This is a genomic window from Arthrobacter sp. RAF14, from assembly GCF_052114185.1.
GTDB lineage: Bacteria > Actinomycetota > Actinomycetes > Actinomycetales > Micrococcaceae > Arthrobacter_E.
The window spans coordinates 1,560,622-1,579,521 of record NZ_JBFREG010000001.1 but is presented as its reverse complement, the minus strand read 5'-3'; the positions used below and the strand labels follow the sequence as shown (position 1 = coordinate 1,579,521).

At 69.1% G+C, this 18,900-nt stretch carries 17 protein-coding genes; 16 read left to right on the top strand and 1 reads right to left on the bottom strand.

Annotated features, from left to right (window positions below):
- Positions 1-6: 6 nt before the first annotated feature.
- The 9 genes from ruvX (at position 7) to nusB (ending at position 8,162) form a co-directional block, all read left to right on the top strand.
- The gene (ruvX, locus tag AB4Y75_RS07475; RefSeq protein WP_441435207.1) at positions 7-555 is read left to right on the top strand and encodes a Holliday junction resolvase RuvX; all 549 of its coding nucleotides are present in this window, start codon (positions 7-9) and stop codon (positions 553-555) included.
- On the top strand, positions 552-2,696 hold the full coding sequence (gene mltG, locus AB4Y75_RS07470) for an endolytic transglycosylase MltG (RefSeq protein ID WP_441435206.1): 2,145 nt from the start codon (positions 552-554) through the stop codon (positions 2,694-2,696). Before ruvX ends, mltG begins: the two co-directional genes overlap by 4 nt.
- Positions 2,693-3,604: a shikimate dehydrogenase gene (locus AB4Y75_RS07465; RefSeq protein ID WP_441435205.1), complete on the top strand. Its 912-nt coding sequence runs from the start codon at positions 2,693-2,695 to the stop codon at positions 3,602-3,604. The genes mltG and AB4Y75_RS07465 overlap by 4 nt, the downstream gene beginning before the upstream one ends.
- A gap of 28 nt (positions 3,605-3,632) precedes the next feature.
- Complete coding sequence (aroC, locus tag AB4Y75_RS07460) at positions 3,633-4,832, top strand: chorismate synthase (protein WP_441435204.1); 1,200 nt, start codon at positions 3,633-3,635, stop codon at positions 4,830-4,832.
- A 29-nt stretch (positions 4,833-4,861) separates the two neighbouring features.
- On the top strand, positions 4,862-5,437 hold the full coding sequence (locus tag AB4Y75_RS07455) for a shikimate kinase (protein ID WP_441435203.1): 576 nt from the start codon (positions 4,862-4,864) through the stop codon (positions 5,435-5,437).
- Entirely contained in the window at positions 5,434-6,528 is a 1,095-nt protein-coding gene (gene aroB / locus AB4Y75_RS07450; protein ID WP_441435202.1) for a 3-dehydroquinate synthase, read from the top strand. The genes AB4Y75_RS07455 and aroB overlap by 4 nt, the downstream gene beginning before the upstream one ends.
- Positions 6,525-7,046: a tetratricopeptide repeat protein gene (locus AB4Y75_RS07445; protein ID WP_441435201.1), complete on the top strand. Its 522-nt coding sequence runs from the start codon at positions 6,525-6,527 to the stop codon at positions 7,044-7,046. Before aroB ends, AB4Y75_RS07445 begins: the two co-directional genes overlap by 4 nt.
- 142 nt (positions 7,047-7,188) lie before the next feature.
- A complete protein-coding gene (efp, locus tag AB4Y75_RS07440) occupies positions 7,189-7,752 on the top strand; it encodes an elongation factor P (RefSeq protein WP_441435200.1) in 564 nt (187 codons plus the stop codon).
- Positions 7,752-8,162 carry a transcription antitermination factor NusB gene (nusB, locus tag AB4Y75_RS07435; RefSeq protein ID WP_441435199.1) on the top strand — a complete coding sequence of 137 codons (411 nt, stop codon included), beginning with the start codon at positions 7,752-7,754 and terminating at the stop codon, positions 8,160-8,162. Before efp ends, nusB begins: the two co-directional genes overlap by 1 nt.
- A gap of 89 nt (positions 8,163-8,251) precedes the next feature.
- On the opposite strand, the gene AB4Y75_RS07430 is transcribed toward nusB, so the two are convergent.
- On the bottom strand, positions 8,252-9,826 hold the full coding sequence (locus AB4Y75_RS07430) for a PrsW family intramembrane metalloprotease (protein WP_441435198.1): 1,575 nt from the start codon (positions 9,824-9,826) through the stop codon (positions 8,252-8,254).
- Positions 9,827-10,011: 185 nt separating this feature from the next.
- Here AB4Y75_RS07430 and pyrR point away from each other — a divergent pair, with 185 nt between their 5' ends.
- The 7 genes from pyrR to pyrF are packed head-to-tail and all read left to right on the top strand — an operon-like array spanning position 10,012 to position 18,836.
- Positions 10,012-10,596 (top strand): bifunctional pyr operon transcriptional regulator/uracil phosphoribosyltransferase PyrR, encoded by a 585-nt coding sequence (gene pyrR / locus AB4Y75_RS07425; RefSeq protein ID WP_441435197.1) that lies wholly within the window; start codon positions 10,012-10,014, stop codon positions 10,594-10,596.
- Positions 10,593-11,603: an aspartate carbamoyltransferase catalytic subunit gene (locus AB4Y75_RS07420; RefSeq protein WP_441435196.1), complete on the top strand. Its 1,011-nt coding sequence runs from the start codon at positions 10,593-10,595 to the stop codon at positions 11,601-11,603. Before pyrR ends, AB4Y75_RS07420 begins: the two co-directional genes overlap by 4 nt.
- The gene (locus AB4Y75_RS07415) at positions 11,600-12,928 is read left to right on the top strand and encodes a dihydroorotase (RefSeq protein ID WP_441435195.1); all 1,329 of its coding nucleotides are present in this window, start codon (positions 11,600-11,602) and stop codon (positions 12,926-12,928) included. Before AB4Y75_RS07420 ends, AB4Y75_RS07415 begins: the two co-directional genes overlap by 4 nt.
- A gap of 3 nt (positions 12,929-12,931) precedes the next feature.
- Positions 12,932-13,426 carry a PH-like domain-containing protein gene (locus tag AB4Y75_RS07410; protein ID WP_441435194.1) on the top strand — a complete coding sequence of 165 codons (495 nt, stop codon included), beginning with the start codon at positions 12,932-12,934 and terminating at the stop codon, positions 13,424-13,426.
- Positions 13,427-13,478: 52 nt separating this feature from the next.
- Positions 13,479-14,675: a glutamine-hydrolyzing carbamoyl-phosphate synthase small subunit gene (gene carA, locus AB4Y75_RS07405; RefSeq protein ID WP_441435193.1), complete on the top strand. Its 1,197-nt coding sequence runs from the start codon at positions 13,479-13,481 to the stop codon at positions 14,673-14,675.
- Between the two features lie 2 nt (positions 14,676-14,677).
- Positions 14,678-17,980, top strand: coding sequence for a carbamoyl-phosphate synthase large subunit (carB, locus tag AB4Y75_RS07400; RefSeq protein ID WP_441435192.1), 3,303 nt, complete (start codon positions 14,678-14,680; stop codon positions 17,978-17,980).
- The gene (pyrF, locus tag AB4Y75_RS07395; RefSeq protein WP_441435191.1) at positions 17,973-18,836 is read left to right on the top strand and encodes an orotidine-5'-phosphate decarboxylase; all 864 of its coding nucleotides are present in this window, start codon (positions 17,973-17,975) and stop codon (positions 18,834-18,836) included. The genes carB and pyrF overlap by 8 nt, the downstream gene beginning before the upstream one ends.
- Positions 18,837-18,900: the final 64 nt, after the last annotated feature.

Genomic DNA, 18,900 nt, shown 5'->3' with positions numbered 1-18,900 from the left:
GCACGGATGGAAGACCATGCACAGACGTCCCCGGCGGACGCTCTCCGGGGCGTCCGCCTGGGGATCGATGTCGGCCTGGTGCGGGTGGGCGTCGCCGTCAGCGATCCGGACGGGATTCTGGCGACCCCTTTCAAGACCCTGCAGCGAGACAGCAAGAAGAACTCCGACATCGCCGTGATCGTGCGTCAGATCATCGAACGGCAGGTGCGGTGGGTGTTCGTGGGATTGCCACGGACCCTGCGCGGTGGCGAGAGCCAGTCCACGCAGATGGCTCTGGATTACGCGCAGCTGCTGGCGGATCGCCTGCAGGAAGCGTCGATCGACTGTTCCGTGGCCATGCTCGACGAGCGTCTGACCACCGTCACGGCGCACCGGACTCTTCGCGAGGCTGGAATGGACGGCCGCGAACATCGTAAAGTGGTGGATCAGGTGGCGGCGGTGAATATCCTCCAGCATGCACTTGACATGCAGAAACGCCAAGGACCTGAGGTGGGGACGCCCCTGCGCGCCCGTTCCGCCACCCGCGAGGAAAGTGATGGAGGCACCCGTACGTGAGCACGGACAACAAAGAGCCCGGGGACATGCCGTCCCGGGCTGACGGTCCCACGGCCGCAGAGGGCATGCCGCTGACCCGGCGGGAGCTTCGTGCGCGGGAGCGTCTGCTCGCCCAGCGCGAGGAGGAGGCGCGTGCCGCCCGGGCCGCCGCTCCTTTCGATCAGGAGCAGGACGAACTGCCGCGGCGCCGCGAGGCTTCCACGGCACAGCAGGCGCCGACGGTGGCTGATCACGCGGCTGCCGAGCGTGCAGCGGCGGAGAAGGCTCAGGCTGAGCGCCTGGCCGCAGAAAAGGCCCGTGCCGAGCGCGCTGCCGCGGAGAAGGCTCAGGCTGAGCGCCTGGCTGCTGAGAAGGTACGTGCTGAGAAGGCTGAGGCGGAGCGTGCCCGTGCCGAGAAGGCCCGTGCCGAACAGGCCCGTGCCGAGCGCGCTGCCGCGGAGAAGGCTCAGGCTGAGCGCCTGGCTGCTGAGAAGGTACGTGCTGAGAAGGCTGAGGCGGAGCGCGTCGCGGCTGAGAAGGCCCGTGCCGAACAGGCCCGTGCCGAGCGCGCTGCCGCGGAGAAGGCCCAGGCCGAGCGTCTGGCAGCCGAGAAAGCCCGTGCTGAGAAGGCTGAGGCGGAGCGCGTCGCGGCTGAGAAGGCCCGTGCGGAGAAGGCGGCTGAAAAGTCCCGTGCCGAGCGCGCGGCGGCTGAGGCCGCCGCCATGGAGAACGCGCGCGCAGAGAAGGCCCATGCCGAGAAGACCACTGCGGACAAGGCCCAGGCAGCAAGCGCGGAGGCGGCGCCGTCGTCGCGGATCGCGCCCGTTCCCGCGACGGCTCATGCCCAGCACTTCTACCCGGAACCATCCCACGCCCGGCTGAACCCGCTGACCCATGGTCACCGCTCGGCGTCCGCCCCGTCCGCCCGTCCTGAGGCGCACCCGGGGACGGCGGCCGTTCCCGCGGCCGAGGAATCAGAGACTCAGCACCATGGCCAGCACGAGGCCGCGGCGGGACACAGTTTTCACTTCATTCATTCCGCGGAACCCGGCCAAGACGAGGACGAACCCGTCAAGACCGCCTTCCAGGAGGAAGTCGCCAGCCCCCGCAAGCACCGTCGCGTGCGCGGCTGGGTCGCCGTCCTGCTCTCCTTCCTGCTGGTGGCGGGTGGCGCTTTCGCCGCCTTCCAGTTCATCGGCCCGAGCCTCGGCTGGGGCCGCGTGACGGACTACCCCGGCCCCGGAACGGGTTCCGTGCCCGTCGAGGTGGTCCAGGGCTCCTCCGTGACGCAGGTGGCCAACTCGCTCAAGGAGAAGGGCGTGGTCGCCGACGCGGGGACCTTCATCAAGGCCTTCGGTGAATCCGGCGTCACGCTTTCCCCGGGCAAGTACACCTTCCGCAAGGAGATGAAGTCCGCGGACGCCGTGGGTGTGTTCGCCGCGAGCGGCAACGACAAGGTCTCCTACGTGCCGCTCTCCGCGGGCCTCCGTCTGGGGGAGTCGCTCGACGCGATCGCCAAGGGCACCGGCCTCGAGCTCTCCGATCTGAAGAACCTCGCGAACTCTCCGGGGCAGTTCGGGGTGTCCTCGAAGGCCAAGAACCTGGAGGGCTACCTGTTCCCGGGTGAATACCGCTTCGCCCTGGGCAGCACCGCCAAACAGGTCCTCGGCCAGCTGGTCAAGGCAACCCAGGATGAGCTCAAGTCTCAGGGCGTGACCGACCCCGACGAGCAGTACCGCATGCTGACCATCGCCTCGATCGTGCAGGCCGAGGCGGGACGGGCCGACTACCCGACCGTGGCCGGAGCCGTCATGAACCGCCTCAAGCACAACGCGCAGACGGTCGGTTTCATCCAGTCGGACGCCACCGTGACCTATGGGCTGGGCCGCAAGAGCTACGAGCTCACGCCGGCCGAGAAGGAAGACAAGAGCAACCCGTACAACACGTACGCGAACCCCGGTCTTCCGGTCGGTCCCATCGGGTCGCCGGGCAAGCTGGCGATCGACGCCGCCGCCCATCCGAAGGCCTCCGACTACCTGTTCTGGGTGACCATCAACCTGGACACGGGGGAGACCCGTTTCGCGAAGACCCTGGACGAGCACAACCGCAACGTGGCGCTCTACCAGGAGTGGTGCAGCGCCAACGCCGGACGGTGCCAATGACGCGCAGGGCCGCGGTCCTCGGGCATCCCATCTCCCACTCGAAGTCACCCGCGCTGCACAACGCGGCGTACCGCGCGCTCGGCTTCGACGCCGAGTACACGGCAGTGGACGTGGATGAACCCGATCTGACCGCCTTCATGGCAGGGGTGCGCCGCGAGCCGGCGTGGTGCGGGCTCTCCGTCACCATGCCGCTCAAGAGGGCGATGGTCTCCGAAGTCGATGAGTGCGTGGGCGCCGCCGCCGAACTCGGCGTGCTGAACACCGTGGTCATCGAGACCTCCGACGACGGCGCCGCGCGCCTCACGGGTCACAACACGGACGTCACGGGCATCGTCAACGCGCTCCGTCACGCGGCGGGTCTCCCGACACTGCACGGCGTCCCCGGTGACGGGTCCACCCTCGGCCGCCGGGCGGCTGTGCTGGGCGCCGGTGGCACCTCAGCGGCGGCGATCACCGCGCTGTCCCGCCTGGGGCACCGCGACGTGGTCCTGTTCGCCCGGGATGAGAGCCGCGCGGCCGAAGCCTTCGGCGCCGCGGACGCGAGCGGTGTCCGGCTCAGCCTGCTGCCCTATGACTCGGCGACCGGCAGTCTGGCGGAGTACGACGTCGTCGTGTCCACGCTGCCGCCCCGTGCGGCGGATGGCCTGGCGGCCCGGCTGCTGGAGCAGGGGAGTGCCGCGCCGGACGGTGACGGGCCTCCCGTCCTGCTGGACGTCGCGTACGAGCCGTGGCCCAGTGCGCTGGCCTCCGCCTGGTCCGCCCATGGCGGAACGGTGGTCCCGGGTCTCGAGATGCTGCTGTATCAGGCAGTCGAACAAGTGCTTCTCTTTACTGGAAATGGGCCCGAACAGGCCGCTCGCGTCATCGACGCGATGTGTGACGCAGTGAACGCACCCCGACGCGGGTGACCGGGCACAAGCATGGCAGGATGGACATATGTTTCGTTGGTTAACCGCTGGTGAGTCTCATGGCCCCGCGCTCGTCGGGATCGTCGAAGGCGTCCCGGCAGGCGTCGAACTCTCAAGCGAGGACGTCCGTGACGCCCTCGCCCGCCGCCGTCTCGGCTACGGCCGCGGCGCCCGGATGAAGTTCGAGCAGGATGAGGTCACCATCATCGGTGGTGTCCGGCACGGCCTGACCCAGGGCGGCCCCGTGGCCATCGAGGTGGGCAACACCGAATGGCCCAAGTGGGAGCGCGTCATGTCCGCGGATCCCGTGGACCCTGACGAGCTGGCCAACTCGGCCCGCAACGCGCCGCTGACCCGTCCGCGGCCCGGCCATGCGGACTTCACCGGCATGCAGAAGTACGGTTTCCCGGAGGCCCGTCCCGTCCTGGAGCGCGCCAGCGCCCGCGAGACCGCCACCCGCGTGGCCCTCGGCACCGTGGCCTCGAAATTCCTCCGCCAGCTCGGCGTGGAGCTCATCAGCCACACCACCGCGGTGGGCACCGTCGCCGTGCCGGACGGCACGCAGCTGCCCGCGCCGTCGGACCTGATCGCCCTCGACGCCGATCCGCTGCGCTGCTTCGACCGCGCGACCTCGGACGCCATGGTGGCCGAGGTGGACGCCGCGCACAAGGAGGGCGAGACCCTCGGCGGCGTGGTCGAGGTCCTCGCCTACGGCCTTCCGCCGGGACTCGGCAGCTACGTGCACTGGGACCGCCGCCTGGACGCCCGTCTGGCGTCCGCGCTCATGGGCATCCAGGCCATCAAGGGCGTGGAGGTCGGTGACGGTTTCGCCACGGCGGCCCGGCGCGGATCCGCGGCACATGACGAGATGGTCAAGGACGAGAACGGCGAGATCTCCCGCCTGAGCAACCGGGCCGGCGGCATCGAGGGCGGCATGAGCATCGGCACCGTGTTGCGCGTGCGTGCCGCCATGAAGCCCATCGCCACCGTGCCTCGCGCGCTGCAGACCGTGGACGTGACCACGGGTGAGGCCGCCAAGGCCCACCATCAGCGTTCCGATGTCTGTGCCGTGCCCGCGGCCGGCGTGGTGGCCGAGGCCATGGTGGCCCTGGTCCTCGCCGAGGCCATGCTGGAGAAGTTCGGCGGTGACTCCGTGGCGGAAACCCGCCGCAACCTCCAGAACTACCTGGCGGCCATCCCGGAGGAGCTCAGCTCCTCCGGCCACTGAGACGGCAACTGAAACACAGGGAGCCCCACATGCCTTCTGACGAGGCAGCAGACAGCACAGCGATCGTCCTGGTCGGTCCCATGGCGGCAGGAAAAAGCGCCGTGGGACAGGCCCTGGCGGCGCTGCTCCAGGGCGAGTACGTGGACACGGACGAGATCTTCGTCCTGGAGAACGGTCCCATCCCGGAGTTCTTCGCAGCCGAAGGGGAGGACGCGTTCCGGGCCCGCGAGTCCGCGATCGTGGCGCGCGCCGTCGCGGGCGATGTGCCCATGACGCACCCGGAAGCCCCGCGCATCATCTCCGTGGGGGGCGGTTCCCTGGGCGCCGAGGAATCACGCGCGGCGATCGCCTCCTGCCGCGTGGTGTACCTGGAGCCCGATCTGGCCACCGTCCTGCCGCGCATCGCCCGGGACACCGGGCGGCCCATGCTCACGGGTGACGCGGCTGAACGCTGGCTCACCCTCTTCGAACAGCGGCGTCACCTCTACCAAGCGGCAGCCGAGCTGACCGTCGACGTGCGCCACGGAAGCCCGGAGGACTTCGCCCTGGAGATCGCCAGGGCGCTGGACCTCCCCGGAATCACAGCAAAGGACAGCATCGAGTGACGCATCCCGAGACGGTCATCAAGGTCACCGGCAACCGCCCGGAGGAGAACTACGACGTCGTGGTGGGCCGTGGGCTGCTCGCGCAGCTTCCGGGGCGGCTGGGGGAGCGCGTCAAGCGCGTCCTGGTGGTCCACCCACGGGCACTCCGCCTGACCGGTGACGCCGTCCGTGACGAGCTGGCCGCGGCGGGCTTCACCGCCGTCACGGCGGAGATCCCGGACGCCGAGGAGGGCAAGCACATCCAGGTGGCGGCCTTCTGCTGGCAGGTGCTGGGCCAGAACGACTTCACCCGGTCCGATGCCGTGGTCACCGTGGGCGGCGGCGCCGTGAGCGACCTCGGCGGCTTCGTGGCGGCCACCTGGCTGCGCGGCGTCAAGGTCATCCACATGCCCACGAGCGTGCTGGGCATGGTCGACGCCGCCGTCGGAGGCAAGACCGGCATCAACACGGCCGAAGGCAAGAACCTGGTGGGCGCCTTCCACCCGCCGGCGGCCGTCCTGGCGGATCTGGACACCCTGAAGACCCTGCCCCGCAACGAACTGGTCTCCGGCCTGGCCGAGGTGATCAAGTGCGGTTTCATCGCCGACCCGAAGATCCTCGATCTCCTGGAGGAACACGGCCAGGACGTCCTGGATCCGGAGTCCCCGGTCCTGCGCGAGCTGATCGAGCGCGCCATCGCCGTCAAGGCCAAGGTCGTCTCCGAGGACCTGAAGGAGTCCGGCCTCCGCGAGATCCTGAACTACGGGCACACCCTCGGTCACGCGATCGAGCTGGCGGAGCGGTACTCCTGGCGCCACGGCGCCGCCATCTCGGTGGGCATGGTGTTCGCCGCGGAACTGGCCCGCAGCGTCGGCCGTCTGAGCGACGAGGACGCCGACCGGCACAAGGCCATCCTGGAGAGTTTCGGTCTCCCCACCACGTACCGCGACGACCGCTGGGCGGCCCTGCTGGACGGCATGCGGCGCGACAAGAAGTCCCGTGGCGATCTGCTCCGCTTCGTGGTCCTGGACGGCATCGGCAAGCCCGGCGTCCTGGAGGTGCCGGACACCTCCCTGCTCTTCGCGGCCTATCAGGAGGTGGCCGGATCATGAGCGGTGACGGCGTGGACCTGGAGACCTCCGAGTGGCCTGAATCGGGATTCCCCGGCATCAAGGTCAATCCGCTGACGCGCCGCTACGAGATCGTGGACGAGGAACTGGTGCAGACCACGCTGTCCGGGGACGATCGTCCGTGGGCCGGAGTCTTCGTCCTCATGGTCCAGGGCAAGACCACCGAGGCCGCGGAGCTGCTGGCCGAGGCCCGCATGGTGGATCCGGAATCCTTCGAGCTGCTGCTGCTGGACACCGAGATCCTGTACACGCGGGGGCGGCTGGAGGCCGCCTACGAGCGGCTGCACCGGCTGCTGGCGCAGTACCGGGGGACCGCACACGAGGCCGAGGTGCTCCAGCATCTGGGCAACACCTACTACAGCTCGGGCGACTTCACGCGCAGTGCCGACGCCTTCCAGGAGGCCCTGGAACTCCGCGTCGCGTCGCACGCCAGCCCCGAGCTGATCTACTCCTCCACGGTCGCCCTGCAACAGGCGCGGCACGCGGCGGAATCCAACTGACACACGGCATCCCGGACCGCTTCGCGATCCGCTTTCGGGGCTGGTCGCCGGACACGGTAGACTGGATCTCGGTTTTTTGACAACTACATGGCTGTTCGCACCCTCAGGGCCCCGGACAGCCCTCATCGGGAGAGAGGCTGCAGTGGCAACCACGAACGACATCAAGAACGGCACCGTCCTCAAATTGGAGGGCAACCTCTGGAACGTCATCGAGTTCCAGCACGTGAAGCCGGGCAAGGGCGGCGCGTTCGTGCGCACCAAGCTGCGCAACATCCTCTCCGGCAAGGTCGTGGACAAGACCTTCAACGCCGGCCTGAAGATCGAGACCGCCACGGTGGACCGCCGCGACTACACCTACCTGTACCAGGACGGCGCGGACTACGTCTTCATGGACGTCCAGGATTACGACCAGCTGACCGTGACCCCTGAGGTCGTCGGCAATGCGAAGAACTTCATGCTGGAGAACCAGCAGGTCATCATCGCCATGCACGACGGCGCCCCCCTGTACCTCGAAATGCCGGCCAGCGTGGTCCTCGAGATCACCTACACCGAGCCCGGCCTGCAGGGCGACCGCTCCTCCGCCGGCACCAAGCCCGCCACCGTGGAGACCGGCTACGAGATCCAGGTCCCGCTGTTCCTCGAGCAGGGCACCCGCGTCAAGGTCGACACCCGTGACGGCAGCTACCTGGGCCGGGTCACCGACTAGTGAGCGCCCGCGGCAAGGCCCGCAACCGGGCACTCGACATCCTGTTCGAAGCCGAGCAGCGTCAGGTCACCCCGTTCTCCGTCATCAAGGAACGGCGTGAGCACACCGATCAGATCATCAACCCCTACACGGTGGAAGTGGTCGAAGGTGTGGTGTCGCTGCAGGAGACCATCGACGAGTTCCTGACCACCTACGCCCAGGGCTGGACCCTGGAGCGGATGCCCAATGTGGACCGGATCATCCTCCGCATCGGCACCTGGGAACTCCTGTACAACGAGGACGTGCCGGACAGCGTCGCCGTGAGTGAGGCCGTGAGCCTCGCCAAGGTCCTGTCCACGGACGACTCCCCGGCCTTCATCAACGGCCTCCTCGGCCGGCTGAAGGAACTCAAGCCCACGCTGCTGGCCTGATTCCCGCTCAGGGAACCAGCGCTCAGCGTGAAACGACGACGGCGGCCCGCCCCCTCCCGGGGCGGGCCGCCGTCGTCGTCGGTGCGGGTTCAGGCGGTGACCATCGCCCTCAGCTGGCCGAGGCGTTCGAGCAGGCGGTGCTCATCCTGCTGAAGCCGGGGGAGGTCCCGTCCGGTGAGGATCCGCTGCCGGGTGTAGGCGAGGGCCGTGGCGGTGCGGATGAGTTCGTGCATGGTCTTCTGACGGCCGAACTGCGAGGCCCAGCGCTTCGCGGCGCGCCTTCCCTGCCCGGTGGCGAAGAGGCCCACTTCGGGCCAAGTGAGCCAGCCCGCGGCGGCGTATTCACTCAGCCGGGCACGGGTCAGTTTGGCCTCCGCCACGCGCAGGAAGATGAAGCCCAGCACGGCCAGGAAGAAGAGCGGCATCTGGATCACGATGTAGAGCCAGAGGAAGTCCTGTCCCATGCTGTTCCACTGGTGGTGCAGGAACATGGCCGGCAGCAGGCCGACGAAGAACGCCCCCACGGTCAGTCCGCGGTTCCACCGGCGGGCGGCGAAGCCCATGAGCAGGCCGGTGGCTCCGGTGAAGAGCGCGTGAGCGAAGGGGGAGAGGATGCCGCGGAGGAAGACGATGGTCCAGAAGGTCTGTCCCGCGCCCTCCTCGGCCGAGTAGATGCGCCCGAAGTAGAGGATGTTCTCCGTGAAGGCGAAGCCCGCGGCGATGGTGAAGGCGTAGACCAGACCGTCCACGGGACCGTCGAAGTACTTCCGGGCCAGCAGTGCCAGGAGCAGCAGGCCGAGGGATTTGGAGAACTCCTCGACGATCGGCGCTTCGACCGTCGCCAGGAACGTCTGGACTTCCGCCTTGGTGGAATCCGGCGGCGCCAGCTGGAGGAAGAACGGCTGGATCACCACGGTGGTGGCGACGGCGACCGTCGCGCCCCAGAGCAGGGCGAAGAGCAGGAGCTTGCGGGGCTCGGGTTCCCAGCGGTCCATGAAGTAGACCGCCGTGAGGACGATCGCCAGCGGGATCAGGGACGCGAAGAAGCCACCGACGAACCCCTGGCCGCCCACATTGGCGAGCAGCAGCGGCAGCACGAGGACCAGGCTCAGGAAGGCGAGCACGCCACCGATGATCATGAGCGTCAGCGTGGCGGGATTGATGTTGCGGTGTTTGCGGGGCGGCGTCCAGCCCGAGGGGGTCTGCTGCCAGGCGCCCTGGAACTGCTGTGGTCCTGCCGGCCAGGCGGGCACCTGGGACTGGGCCTGCTGGAACGACTGGCTGGGCTGCCCGGGCTGCTGGAGCGGTGCACGGTAGCCCTGCTGCCCCTGCTGCCCCTGGAGCTCCTGTCCAGGGCCCTGCCCCTGCGGCCACGGGTTCTGCTGCCAGTTCCGGGGCCCCGGGGCCGGCCGCTGGAACGCCTGCGCGGGCTGGGCCCCGTAGTGCTGCGCCGGAGACGTCTGGGCCTGCTGGAGTGGGGGACGCCCGGCGTAATTGGCGCCGGGCTGCGTATAGCTCTCCGGATCCACCCGGCCGATCCAGCTGGGGTTCAGCTGCTGGTCCTCGGGGACGAAGAAAGGCTCGGGGGCGGTGGCCTGATACGGCTGCCGTCCGGGAGACTGATGGCCTGAAGGGTCGTCGTGACCATACGGTGGGGCGCTCATGATTCTCCATCGTATTGATTCGCGGGGCGGCCAGCCAGCGTACGAGCGCGTTACGCCGGATGCGTCGCGGATCACGCGGCAGCGAGGCCGTCACACAGTGGTCCGGCCGGGGCCGTGTGATAATTTTGGTATGCAATCATCCTTTTTTAATTCCGTCCCGTGAGGCGGGGAAAGGGGAGAGAGGCATGAATGACGCCACCAGTGCATCCTCGGCCGGGCAACCGGTCCAGCGCGTCGTCCTCAGCTCCGACGACATCGACCGCGCGTTGACCCGCATCGCCTTTGAGATCATCGAGGCGAACAAGGGGATCCAGGACCTCGTCCTGCTCGGCATTCCCCGCCGCGGTTACCCCCTCGCTCAGCGCCTGGCGCAGAAGATCGCCGCAGCGCACCCCGGTTTCGACGCCCGGGAATCCCTCGGCCAGCTCGACGTGACCATGTTCCGCGACGATCTCGCGCACCAGCCCACGCGCTCACCGCTTCCCACCCAGCTCCCCAAGAGCGGCCTCGACGGCAAGGTCGTGGTCCTGGTGGATGACGTCCTGTATTCGGGCCGCACCATCCGCGCCGCCCTGGACGCCCTCGTGGACCTCGGACGCCCCCGCATCGTGCGGCTCGCCGTCCTGGTGGACCGTGGGCACCGCGAACTGCCGATCCGTGCCGACCACGTGGGCAAGAACCTCCCCACCGCGAGCAGCGAGAAGGTCCGCGTGCATCTGAGCGAAGTCGACTCCGGGGACAACGAGGTCGTGATCGAGGCGGGCGCATGAAACACCTTCTCTCCACCCAGGACCTGAGCCGACGGGACGCTCTGGACATCCTGGACACCGCCGAGGAGATGGCGCGCGTCGGCCAGCGCGAGGTCAAGAAACTGCCCGCGCTGCGCGGACGCACCGTGGTCAACCTCTTCTTCGAGGACTCCACCCGGACCCGGATCTCCTTCGAGGCCGCGGCCAAGCGTCTCTCCGCCGACGTCATCAACTTCTCCGCGAAGGGCTCCTCGGTGAGTAAGGGGGAGTCCCTCAAGGACACCGCCCAGACCCTCGCGGCGATCGGCGCCGACGCCGTCGTGATCCGGCACTGGGCCAGCGGTGCGCCGCAGCGCCTCGCCAACACCGACTGGATCGACGCGAAGATCCTCAACGCCGGTGACGGTACCCATGAGCACCCCACGCAGGCCCTGCTCGACGCGTTCACGATGCGCCGCCACTGGGCGAAGCTCGCCGGGACCGACTCCGCGGGAACCGATCTGTCCGGCATGCGTGTGGCGATCGCGGGCGATGTGCTGCACTCCCGCGTGGCCCGCTCCAACGTCTGGCTCCTGAGGACCCTGGGCGCCTCCGTCACGCTCGTGGCCCCGCCCACCCTGCTTCCCGTGGGCGTCGAGAGCTGGCCGTGCGAGGTCAGCTACGACCTCGACGCCACCCTGGAACAGGGCGTGGACTCGATGATGATGCTGCGGGTCCAGAAGGAGCGCATGCATGACTCCTTCTTCCCCTCGGCCCGGGAGTACTCCCGCCGCTGGGGCTTCGATGACGCCCGGCTGGAAGCCCTGGACCGGCACGGCCTCAAGGACACCATCATCATGCACCCCGGTCCCATGAACCGCGGCCTGGAGATCTCCTCCGCCGCCGCGGACTCACACCGCTCCACCGTCCTGGACCAGGTCAGCAATGGCGTGTCGGTCCGGATGGCGGCGCTCTACCTGCTCCTGGCCGGCGGCCGGGACGCCGAAGATCACAGCAACGACGCCGTCACGGAGGGAATCCCCGCATGAGTTCCGACAACCACCTCCTCACGGGAGCCTCGCTCCTGGGCGGCGAGCCCACGGACATCCTGATCGCGGGCGGAGTGATCGCCGCACTCGGCGCCGACGCTTCGTCCCACCCGGACGCCGAAGGCGCCACCGTGATCGACGCGACGGGGCTCGTGGCGCTGCCCGGCCTCGTGGACGTCCACACCCACCTGCGCGAGCCGGGCCGCGAGGACGCGGAGACCGTCGAGACGGGGACCCGCGCCGCGGCGCTGGGCGGCTACACCGCCGTGCACGCCATGGCGAACAGCTCGCCGGTGGCCGACACGGCCGGCGTCGTCGAGCAGGTCCACAGCCTCGGCCAGGCCTCCGGCTGGGTGGACGTTCGTCCCGTGGGCGCCGTGACCGTCGGCCTGGCGGGGGAGCAGCTCGCCGAGCTGGGCGCCATGGCGGACTCCCGCGCCCAGGTGCGGATGTTCTCCGACGACGGGATCTGCGTGCATGACCCGGTCCTGATGCGCCGTGCCCTCGAATACGTGAAGGCGTTCGACGGCGTCATCGCCCAGCACGCCCAGGAACCCCGTCTGACGGCCGGCGCCCAGATGAACGAGGGCGAAGTCTCCGCGGTGCTCGGCCTGGCCGGCTGGCCTGCCGTGGCCGAGGAGAGCATCATCGCCCGCGATGTGCTCTTGGCGCAGCACGTCGACTCCCGCCTGCACGTCTGCCACGTCTCCACGGCCGGCAGCGTCGAGATCATCCGCTGGGCCAAGCAGCGCGGCATCCGGGTGACCGCCGAGGTCACCCCGCACCACCTCCTGCTCACGGACGAACTGGTCCGCAGCTACGACCCGGTCTACAAGGTCAACCCGCCCCTCCGCACCCAGGAGGACGTCCTGGCGCTGCGCCAGGCCCTGGCCGAGGGCGTCATCGACGTCATCGGCACGGACCACGCGCCGCACCCGAGCGAGCACAAGGAATGCGAGTGGGCGCAGGCCGCCATGGGCATGACGGGCCTCGAGACCGCTCTCTCCGTGGTGCAGCACACCATGGTGGACAGCGGCCTCATGACCTGGGCCGATGTGGCCCGCGTGATGTCCGAGGTCCCGGCCGGGATCGGCCGCGTCGCCGACCAGGGCCGTCCGCTGGCCGTCGGGGAGCCCGCCAACGTCATCCTGGTCGATCCGGCGGCACGCTGGACCGTGGATGGCAAGGCCATGGCCACCAAGGGCCGGAACACCCCGTTCCAGGGCATGGAGCTGCCGGGCAAGGTCCGGGCCACCTTCTTCCACGGTCACCCCACGGTGCTGGACGGGGCCCTCAACACCCCGCGCACGGGCGCAGGGGCCTGAGCCATGGACAAGATTCTTCCCGGCATCCTCATGCTGGCCATCGGTGCGGCGGTCATCGTGCTGCTGTACATCGGCTGGCGGAGCCGGCAGCGACGGCAGAGCGATCTGGACCCGCTGCCCGCGGTGCCCGGACTCGGGGAGCCGGAGCTCGCCGTCGCTGGCCAGTACGTGGCCACGACGACGGCGGGTGACTGGCTGGACCGCGTGGCGGTCCACAGCCTGGGCATCCGCTCCCGTGCGGACCTGGCCGTCCACCCGGACGGCGTGCTGATCACCCGCCCGGGCTGCGAGGAGCTCTTCATCCCGGCGAGCGACCTCGAAGAGGTCCGCCTCACGAGCGGCATGGCGGGGAAGTTCCTGGGCAAGGACCAGATCCTCGTGGCCACCTGGAAGCTGGGGGAGCGGAGCCTCGACACGGGCTTCCTGCCCCGCCACGGCGCCGACACCGAACCACTGCGGGAAGCCCTGGAGGGACTCCTGGGCACCGCACGGGCCTGAGGGCCCACCGAAACGACATGACAGACCACACGAACGCGAACAAGAGGACACAGTGAGCATTCAAACGCCTGAGGCGAGCACCGGCGCGGCAGTTCTCGTCCTTGAAGACGGACGCATCTTCCGCGGCCAGAGCTACGGTGCCGTCGGCACCACTCTGGGGGAGGCCGTCTTCACCACCGGGATGACCGGCTACCAGGAGACCATCACGGACCCCTCGTACGCCCGCCAGATCGTGGTGCAGACCGCCCCGCACATCGGCAACACCGGCGTGAACGGTGAGGACGCCGAATCCCGCCGCATCTGGGTCGCCGGGTACGTGGTGCGCGACCCCGCCCGACGTCCCTCCAACTGGCGCAGCGAGGCCTCGCTGGACGACGAGCTCGTCCGCCAGGGCATCGTGGGCATCCAGGGCGTGGACACCCGCGCACTGACCCGTCACCTGCGCGAGCACAAGACCATGCGCGCCGGCATCTTCTCCGGCGAGGCCGCTCAGGCGAGCGACGCCGAGCTGCTGGCCGCTGTCCGGGCGAGCGAGCCCATGGAGGGCTCCCGCCTGGCCGAGGAGGTCAGCATCGACGAGGCCTACGTCGTCGAGCCGTCTGACCACGGCTGGGAGGGGGAGCCCCGCTTCACGATCGCCGCGATCGACCTCGGCATCAAGGCCATGACCCCGCAGCGTTTCGCCGAGCGCGGCGTGCGCGTGCACGTCCTCCCGGCCACGGCCACGCTGGAGGACGTCAAGGCCGTGAACCCTGATGGGTTCTTCATGTCCAACGGCCCCGGCGACCCCGCGACGGCGGACGCCCAGGTCAGCCTCCTGCGCTCCGTGCTGGACGAGAAGCTGCCGTACTTCGGCATCTGCTTCGGCAACCAGATCCTGGGCCGCGCGCTCGGCTTCGGCACCTACAAGCTGAAGTACGGCCACCGCGGCATCAACCAGCCCGTCCTGGACCGCCGCACCGGCAAGGTGGAGATCACCTCGCAGAACCACGGCTTCGCGGTGGACGCCCCCATGGACGGCGCGACCCAGGCGCCGGAGAGCCGCTTCGGCCGCGTCGAGGTGAGCCACGTGAGCCTCAACGACGACGTGGTCGAGGGCCTCTCCTGCCTCGACATCCCCGCATTCTCCGTGCAGTACCACCCCGAGGCCGCCTCGGGTCCGCACGACGCCGCCTACCTCTTCGACCGCTTCATCGAGCTCATGGAAGCCGAGAGCGGTCAGACCAACCAGAAGGACAAGGACGCCTAAGCATGCCGAAACGTACAGACCTCAAGAGTGTCCTGGTCATCGGGTCCGGACCCATCGTCATCGGCCAGGCGGCCGAGTTCGACTACTCCGGCACGCAGGCCCTGCGTGTCCTGAAGGAGGAGGGCCTGCGGGTCATCCTGGTCAACTCCAACCCGGCCACCATCATGACCGACCCCGAGTTCGCCGACGCCACCTACGTCGAGCCGATCACCCCCGAGGTGGTCGAGAAGATCATCGCCAAGGAGCGCCCCGACGCGGTCCTGCCGACCCTGGGCGGCCAGACGGCCCTCAACACGGCGATCGCGCTGGACAAGAACGGCGTGCTCGCCAAGTACGACGTCGAGCTGATCGGCGCGAACATCGCCGCGATCGAGCTGGGCGAGGACCGCGAGAAGTTCAAGGGCGTGGTCGAGCGCTGTGGCGCCGAGAGCGCCAAGAGCCACATCATCCACACCATGGACGAGGCTCTCGCGGCCGCCGAGGACCTCGGCTACCCCATGGTCGTCCGCCCGTCCTTCACCATGGGCGGCCTGGGCTCCGGCCTGGCGTACAACGAGAGCGATCTGCGCCGCATCGTCGGCCAGGGCCTCCAGTACAGCCCCACCAGCGAGGTGCTGCTCGAAGAGAGCATCCTCGGCTGGAAGGAGTACGAGCTGGAGATGATGCGCGACAAGAACGACAACGTCGTGGTCGTGTGCTCCATCGAGAACTTCGACCCGGTGGGCGTCCACACGGGTGACTCCATCACCGTGGCGCCGGCCCTGACGCTGACCGACCGTGAGTACCAGAAGCTGCGCGACGTCGCGATCGCCGTCATCCGCGAGGTCGGCGTCGACACCGGTGGCTGCAACATCCAGTTCGCCGTGAACCCGGAGACGGGCCGCGTGGTGGTCATCGAGATGAACCCGCGCGTCTCCCGCTCCTCGGCACTGGCCTCCAAGGCGACGGGCTTCGCGATCGCCAAGATCGCCACCAAGCTCTCGCTCGGTTACACCCTGGACGAGATCCCCAACGACATCACCCAGAAGACGCCGGCCAGCTTCGAGCCGACTCTGGACTACGTGGTGGTCAAGGTCCCGCGCTTCGCCTTCGAGAAGTTCCCGGCGGCGGACCCGACTCTGACCACCACCATGAAGAGCGTGGGTGAGGCCATGGCCCTGGGCCGTAACTTCACCGAGGCCCTCCAGAAGGCACTCCGCTCGCTGGAGCAGAAGGGCGCCTCCCTGGACTTCAGCCACGTCCCCGAGTGGGAGGTGGAGGAGCTCATCGAGAAGGCCAAGCGCCCCACCACCGAGCGCCTGCACCAGGTGCAGCGTGCCCTCCTGGGCGGCGCCACGGTGGAGCAGCTCTTCGAAGCCACCAAGATCGACCCCTGGTTCCTGGATCAGCTGCAGCTTCTCAACGAGGTGGCCGCGACCATCCGCAGCAGCGAGGCCCTGACTCCGGAGATGCTGCGCCTGGCCAAGCGCCACGGCTTCTCGGACGCCCAGATCGGCGCGCTGACGAACAACCCGGAGGCCGTGGTCCGCGGCGTCCGGCAGGCGCTGTCCATCCGCCCGGTCTACAAGACGGTGGACACCTGCGCCGCCGAGTTCGCCGCGTACACCCCGTACCACTACTCGTCCTATGACGAGGAGGACGAGGTCGGCCTGCACTCCAAGCCCTCGGTGATCATCCTCGGCTCCGGCCCGAACCGCATCGGCCAGGGCATCGAGTTCGATTACTCCTGCGTGCACGCCTCCATGGCACTGCGCAAGGCCGGCTACGAGACCGTCATGGTCAACTGCAACCCTGAGACCGTCTCCACGGACTACGACGTGTCCACCCGCCTGTACTTCGAGCCCCTCACCCTGGAGGACGTGCTCGAGGTCATCGCGGCGGAGGAGCGCACCGGCGGCGTCATGGGCGTGTTCGTGCAGCTGGGCGGGCAGACCCCGCTCAAGCTCGCACAGGAACTGGCCGACGCCGGAGTCCCGATCCTCGGCACGCAGCCGGAGGCCATCGACCTGGCGGAACACCGCGGCGAATTCTCCCGTGTGCTGGACAACGCCGGCCTGATCGCCCCGAAGAACGGCACGGCCGTCTCCTTCGAGGACGCCAAGAAGATCGCCGATGAGATCGGGTACCCGGTCCTGGTGCGTCCGTCCTACGTGCTGGGCGGCCGCGGCATGGAGATCGTCTACGACGAGGCCAACCTGTCCCGCTACATCGCCAACGCCACGGAGATCACCCCGGATCACCCGGTTCTGATCGACCGCTTCCTGGAGGACGCCGTCGAGATCGATGTCGACGCCCTCTTCGACGGCACCGACATGTACCTGGGCGGCATCATGGAGCACATCGAGGAGGCCGGCGTCCACTCCGGTGACTCGGCCTGTGTGCTGCCTCCGATCACCCTCGGCAAGAACGTGATCGAGCGCGTCCGCAACGCCACCCGCGCCATCGCGGAGGGTGTGGGCGTGCGCGGCCTGATCAACATCCAGTTCGCCCTCGCCTCGGACGTCTTGTACGTGCTGGAAGCCAACCCCCGCGCCTCCCGCACGGTGCCGTTCGTCTCCAAGGCCACCGGCGTGCAGATGGCGAAGGCGGCCGCGCTGATCGGCGTCGGCGTGACCATTCACCAGCTCCGCACCGCGTACAAGATGCTCCCCGAGCAGGGCGACGGCGCGAACCTCCCGCTGGAGGCCCCGGTGGCCGTCAAGGAGGCGGTGCTGCCCTTCAGCCGCTTCCGCACCGAGGACGGCCACGTGGTCGACTCCCTGCTCGGCCCGGAGATGCGCTCGACCGGTGAGGTCATGGGCATCGACAAGCACTTCGACACGGCGTTCGCCAAGAGCCAGGCCGGCGCGAACAACCCGCTGCCCCGTGAAGGCCGCGTGTTCGTCTCGGTGGCCAACCGTGACAAGCGTGCCGTGATCCTCGCGGTGAAGCGCCTCTCGGACCTGGGTTACGAGATCGTCTCCACCGGTGGAACCGCCGACGTGCTGCAGCGCAACGGCATCCAGGCGACGCTCGTGCGCAAGGTCGCCGAGGGCCAGGGCGCCGGCGAGGGCGAGAACACGATCGTGGACCGCATCGTCGCCGGTGAGATCGACATGGTGTTCAACACCCCGTCCGGCGGCGAAGCCCGCGGCGACGGCTACGAGATCCGCGCCGCGGCCACCTCGATCGGCATCCCCTGCATCACCACGGTGGCGGAGTTCAACGTGGCCGTTCAGGCCATGGAGGCCATCCGCACCTATGAGTGGGACGTCACCAGCCTGCAGGAGCACGCGGCGAACCTCGCGGCGGTCCGCAATGGCTGACCGGACGACGAATCGTCGCTCCACGACGGCGGGCGCCGGCTTCGGCGCCCGCCTGGCGGAGGCCATGGCCTCCCTCGGCCCGCTCTGCGTGGGCATCGACCCGCACCCCGGTCTCCTGGAGGCCTGGGGGCTGGACGACTCGGCCGTGGGGCTCAAGGAGTTCTCCGCACGGGTTCTGGAGGCCGCAGAGGGCCGGGCGGCGGCCATCAAGCCGCAGGTGGCCCTGTATGAGCGGCACGGCTCGGCCGGGCTGGCCGTCCTGGAGGGTCTCCTCGCCGACGCCGCGTCCGCCGGGGTGCTGACCATCGCCGACGCCAAGCGCGGTGACATCGGCTCCACGATGGCCGCCTATGCGGACGCGTGGCTGTCGCCGTCGTCGCCCCTGGCGGCGGATGCGGTGACGCTGAGCCCGTATCTCGGCTTCGAGTCGCTTCGCCCGGCCCTGGATCTGGCCGCGGCTCATGGACGCGGTGTGTTCGTCCTGGCGCTCACCTCCAACCCTGAAGGCGCCAGCGTCCAGCACGTCGGCGCGGGGGAGTCGGTGGCGCGCCGGATCGTGGAGGCGGCCGCGGCGGAGAACGCGGCCACGGAAGGCCTCGGTTCGGTGGGGCTCGTCGTGGGTGCCACCGTCGGACAGGCGATCAGCGACCTGGGTCTCGACCTCGCGTCGCTCAATGGTCCCATCCTGGCCCCCGGTCTCGGGGCCCAGGGCGCCACGGCCGAGGACATGCGCCGCACCTTCGGGGCCGCGTACCCGCTCGTCCTGGGCACATCCAGTCGTGACATCCTCAAGCACGGTCCGTCCGTCGAAGGAATTGTGACGGCCATCGGCAGGACTCTGGACGGCCTGCGCTGACGCTCTGAACGCCTGGACACGCCGCTCAGCTGGGAGGCCGCCGAAATCGGTGGCCTCCCAGCTA

Bases quoted from the DNA above. Each gene is read 5' to 3' on its own strand.
- AB4Y75_RS07445 (WP_441435201.1), top strand. From the start codon at position 6,525: ATGAGCGGTGACGGCGTGGACCTGGAGACCTCCGAGTGGCCTGAATCG.
- AB4Y75_RS07420 (WP_441435196.1), top strand. From the start codon at position 10,593: ATGAAACACCTTCTCTCCACCCAGGACCTGAGCCGACGGGACGCTCTG.
- AB4Y75_RS07455 (WP_441435203.1), top strand. From the start codon at position 4,862: ATGCCTTCTGACGAGGCAGCAGACAGCACAGCGATCGTCCTGGTCGGT.
- pyrR (WP_441435197.1), top strand. From the start codon at position 10,012: ATGAATGACGCCACCAGTGCATCCTCGGCCGGGCAACCGGTCCAGCGC.
- pyrF (WP_441435191.1), top strand. From the start codon at position 17,973: ATGGCTGACCGGACGACGAATCGTCGCTCCACGACGGCGGGCGCCGGC.
- AB4Y75_RS07410 (WP_441435194.1), top strand. From the start codon at position 12,932: ATGGACAAGATTCTTCCCGGCATCCTCATGCTGGCCATCGGTGCGGCG.
- aroC (WP_441435204.1), top strand. From the start codon at position 3,633: ATGTTTCGTTGGTTAACCGCTGGTGAGTCTCATGGCCCCGCGCTCGTC.
- AB4Y75_RS07415 (WP_441435195.1), top strand. From the start codon at position 11,600: ATGAGTTCCGACAACCACCTCCTCACGGGAGCCTCGCTCCTGGGCGGC.
- carB (WP_441435192.1), top strand. From the start codon at position 14,678: ATGCCGAAACGTACAGACCTCAAGAGTGTCCTGGTCATCGGGTCCGGA.
- ruvX (WP_441435207.1), top strand. From the start codon at position 7: ATGGAAGACCATGCACAGACGTCCCCGGCGGACGCTCTCCGGGGCGTC.
- AB4Y75_RS07430 (WP_441435198.1), bottom strand. From the start codon at position 9,826: ATGAGCGCCCCACCGTATGGTCACGACGACCCTTCAGGCCATCAGTCT.
- AB4Y75_RS07465 (WP_441435205.1), top strand. From the start codon at position 2,693: ATGACGCGCAGGGCCGCGGTCCTCGGGCATCCCATCTCCCACTCGAAG.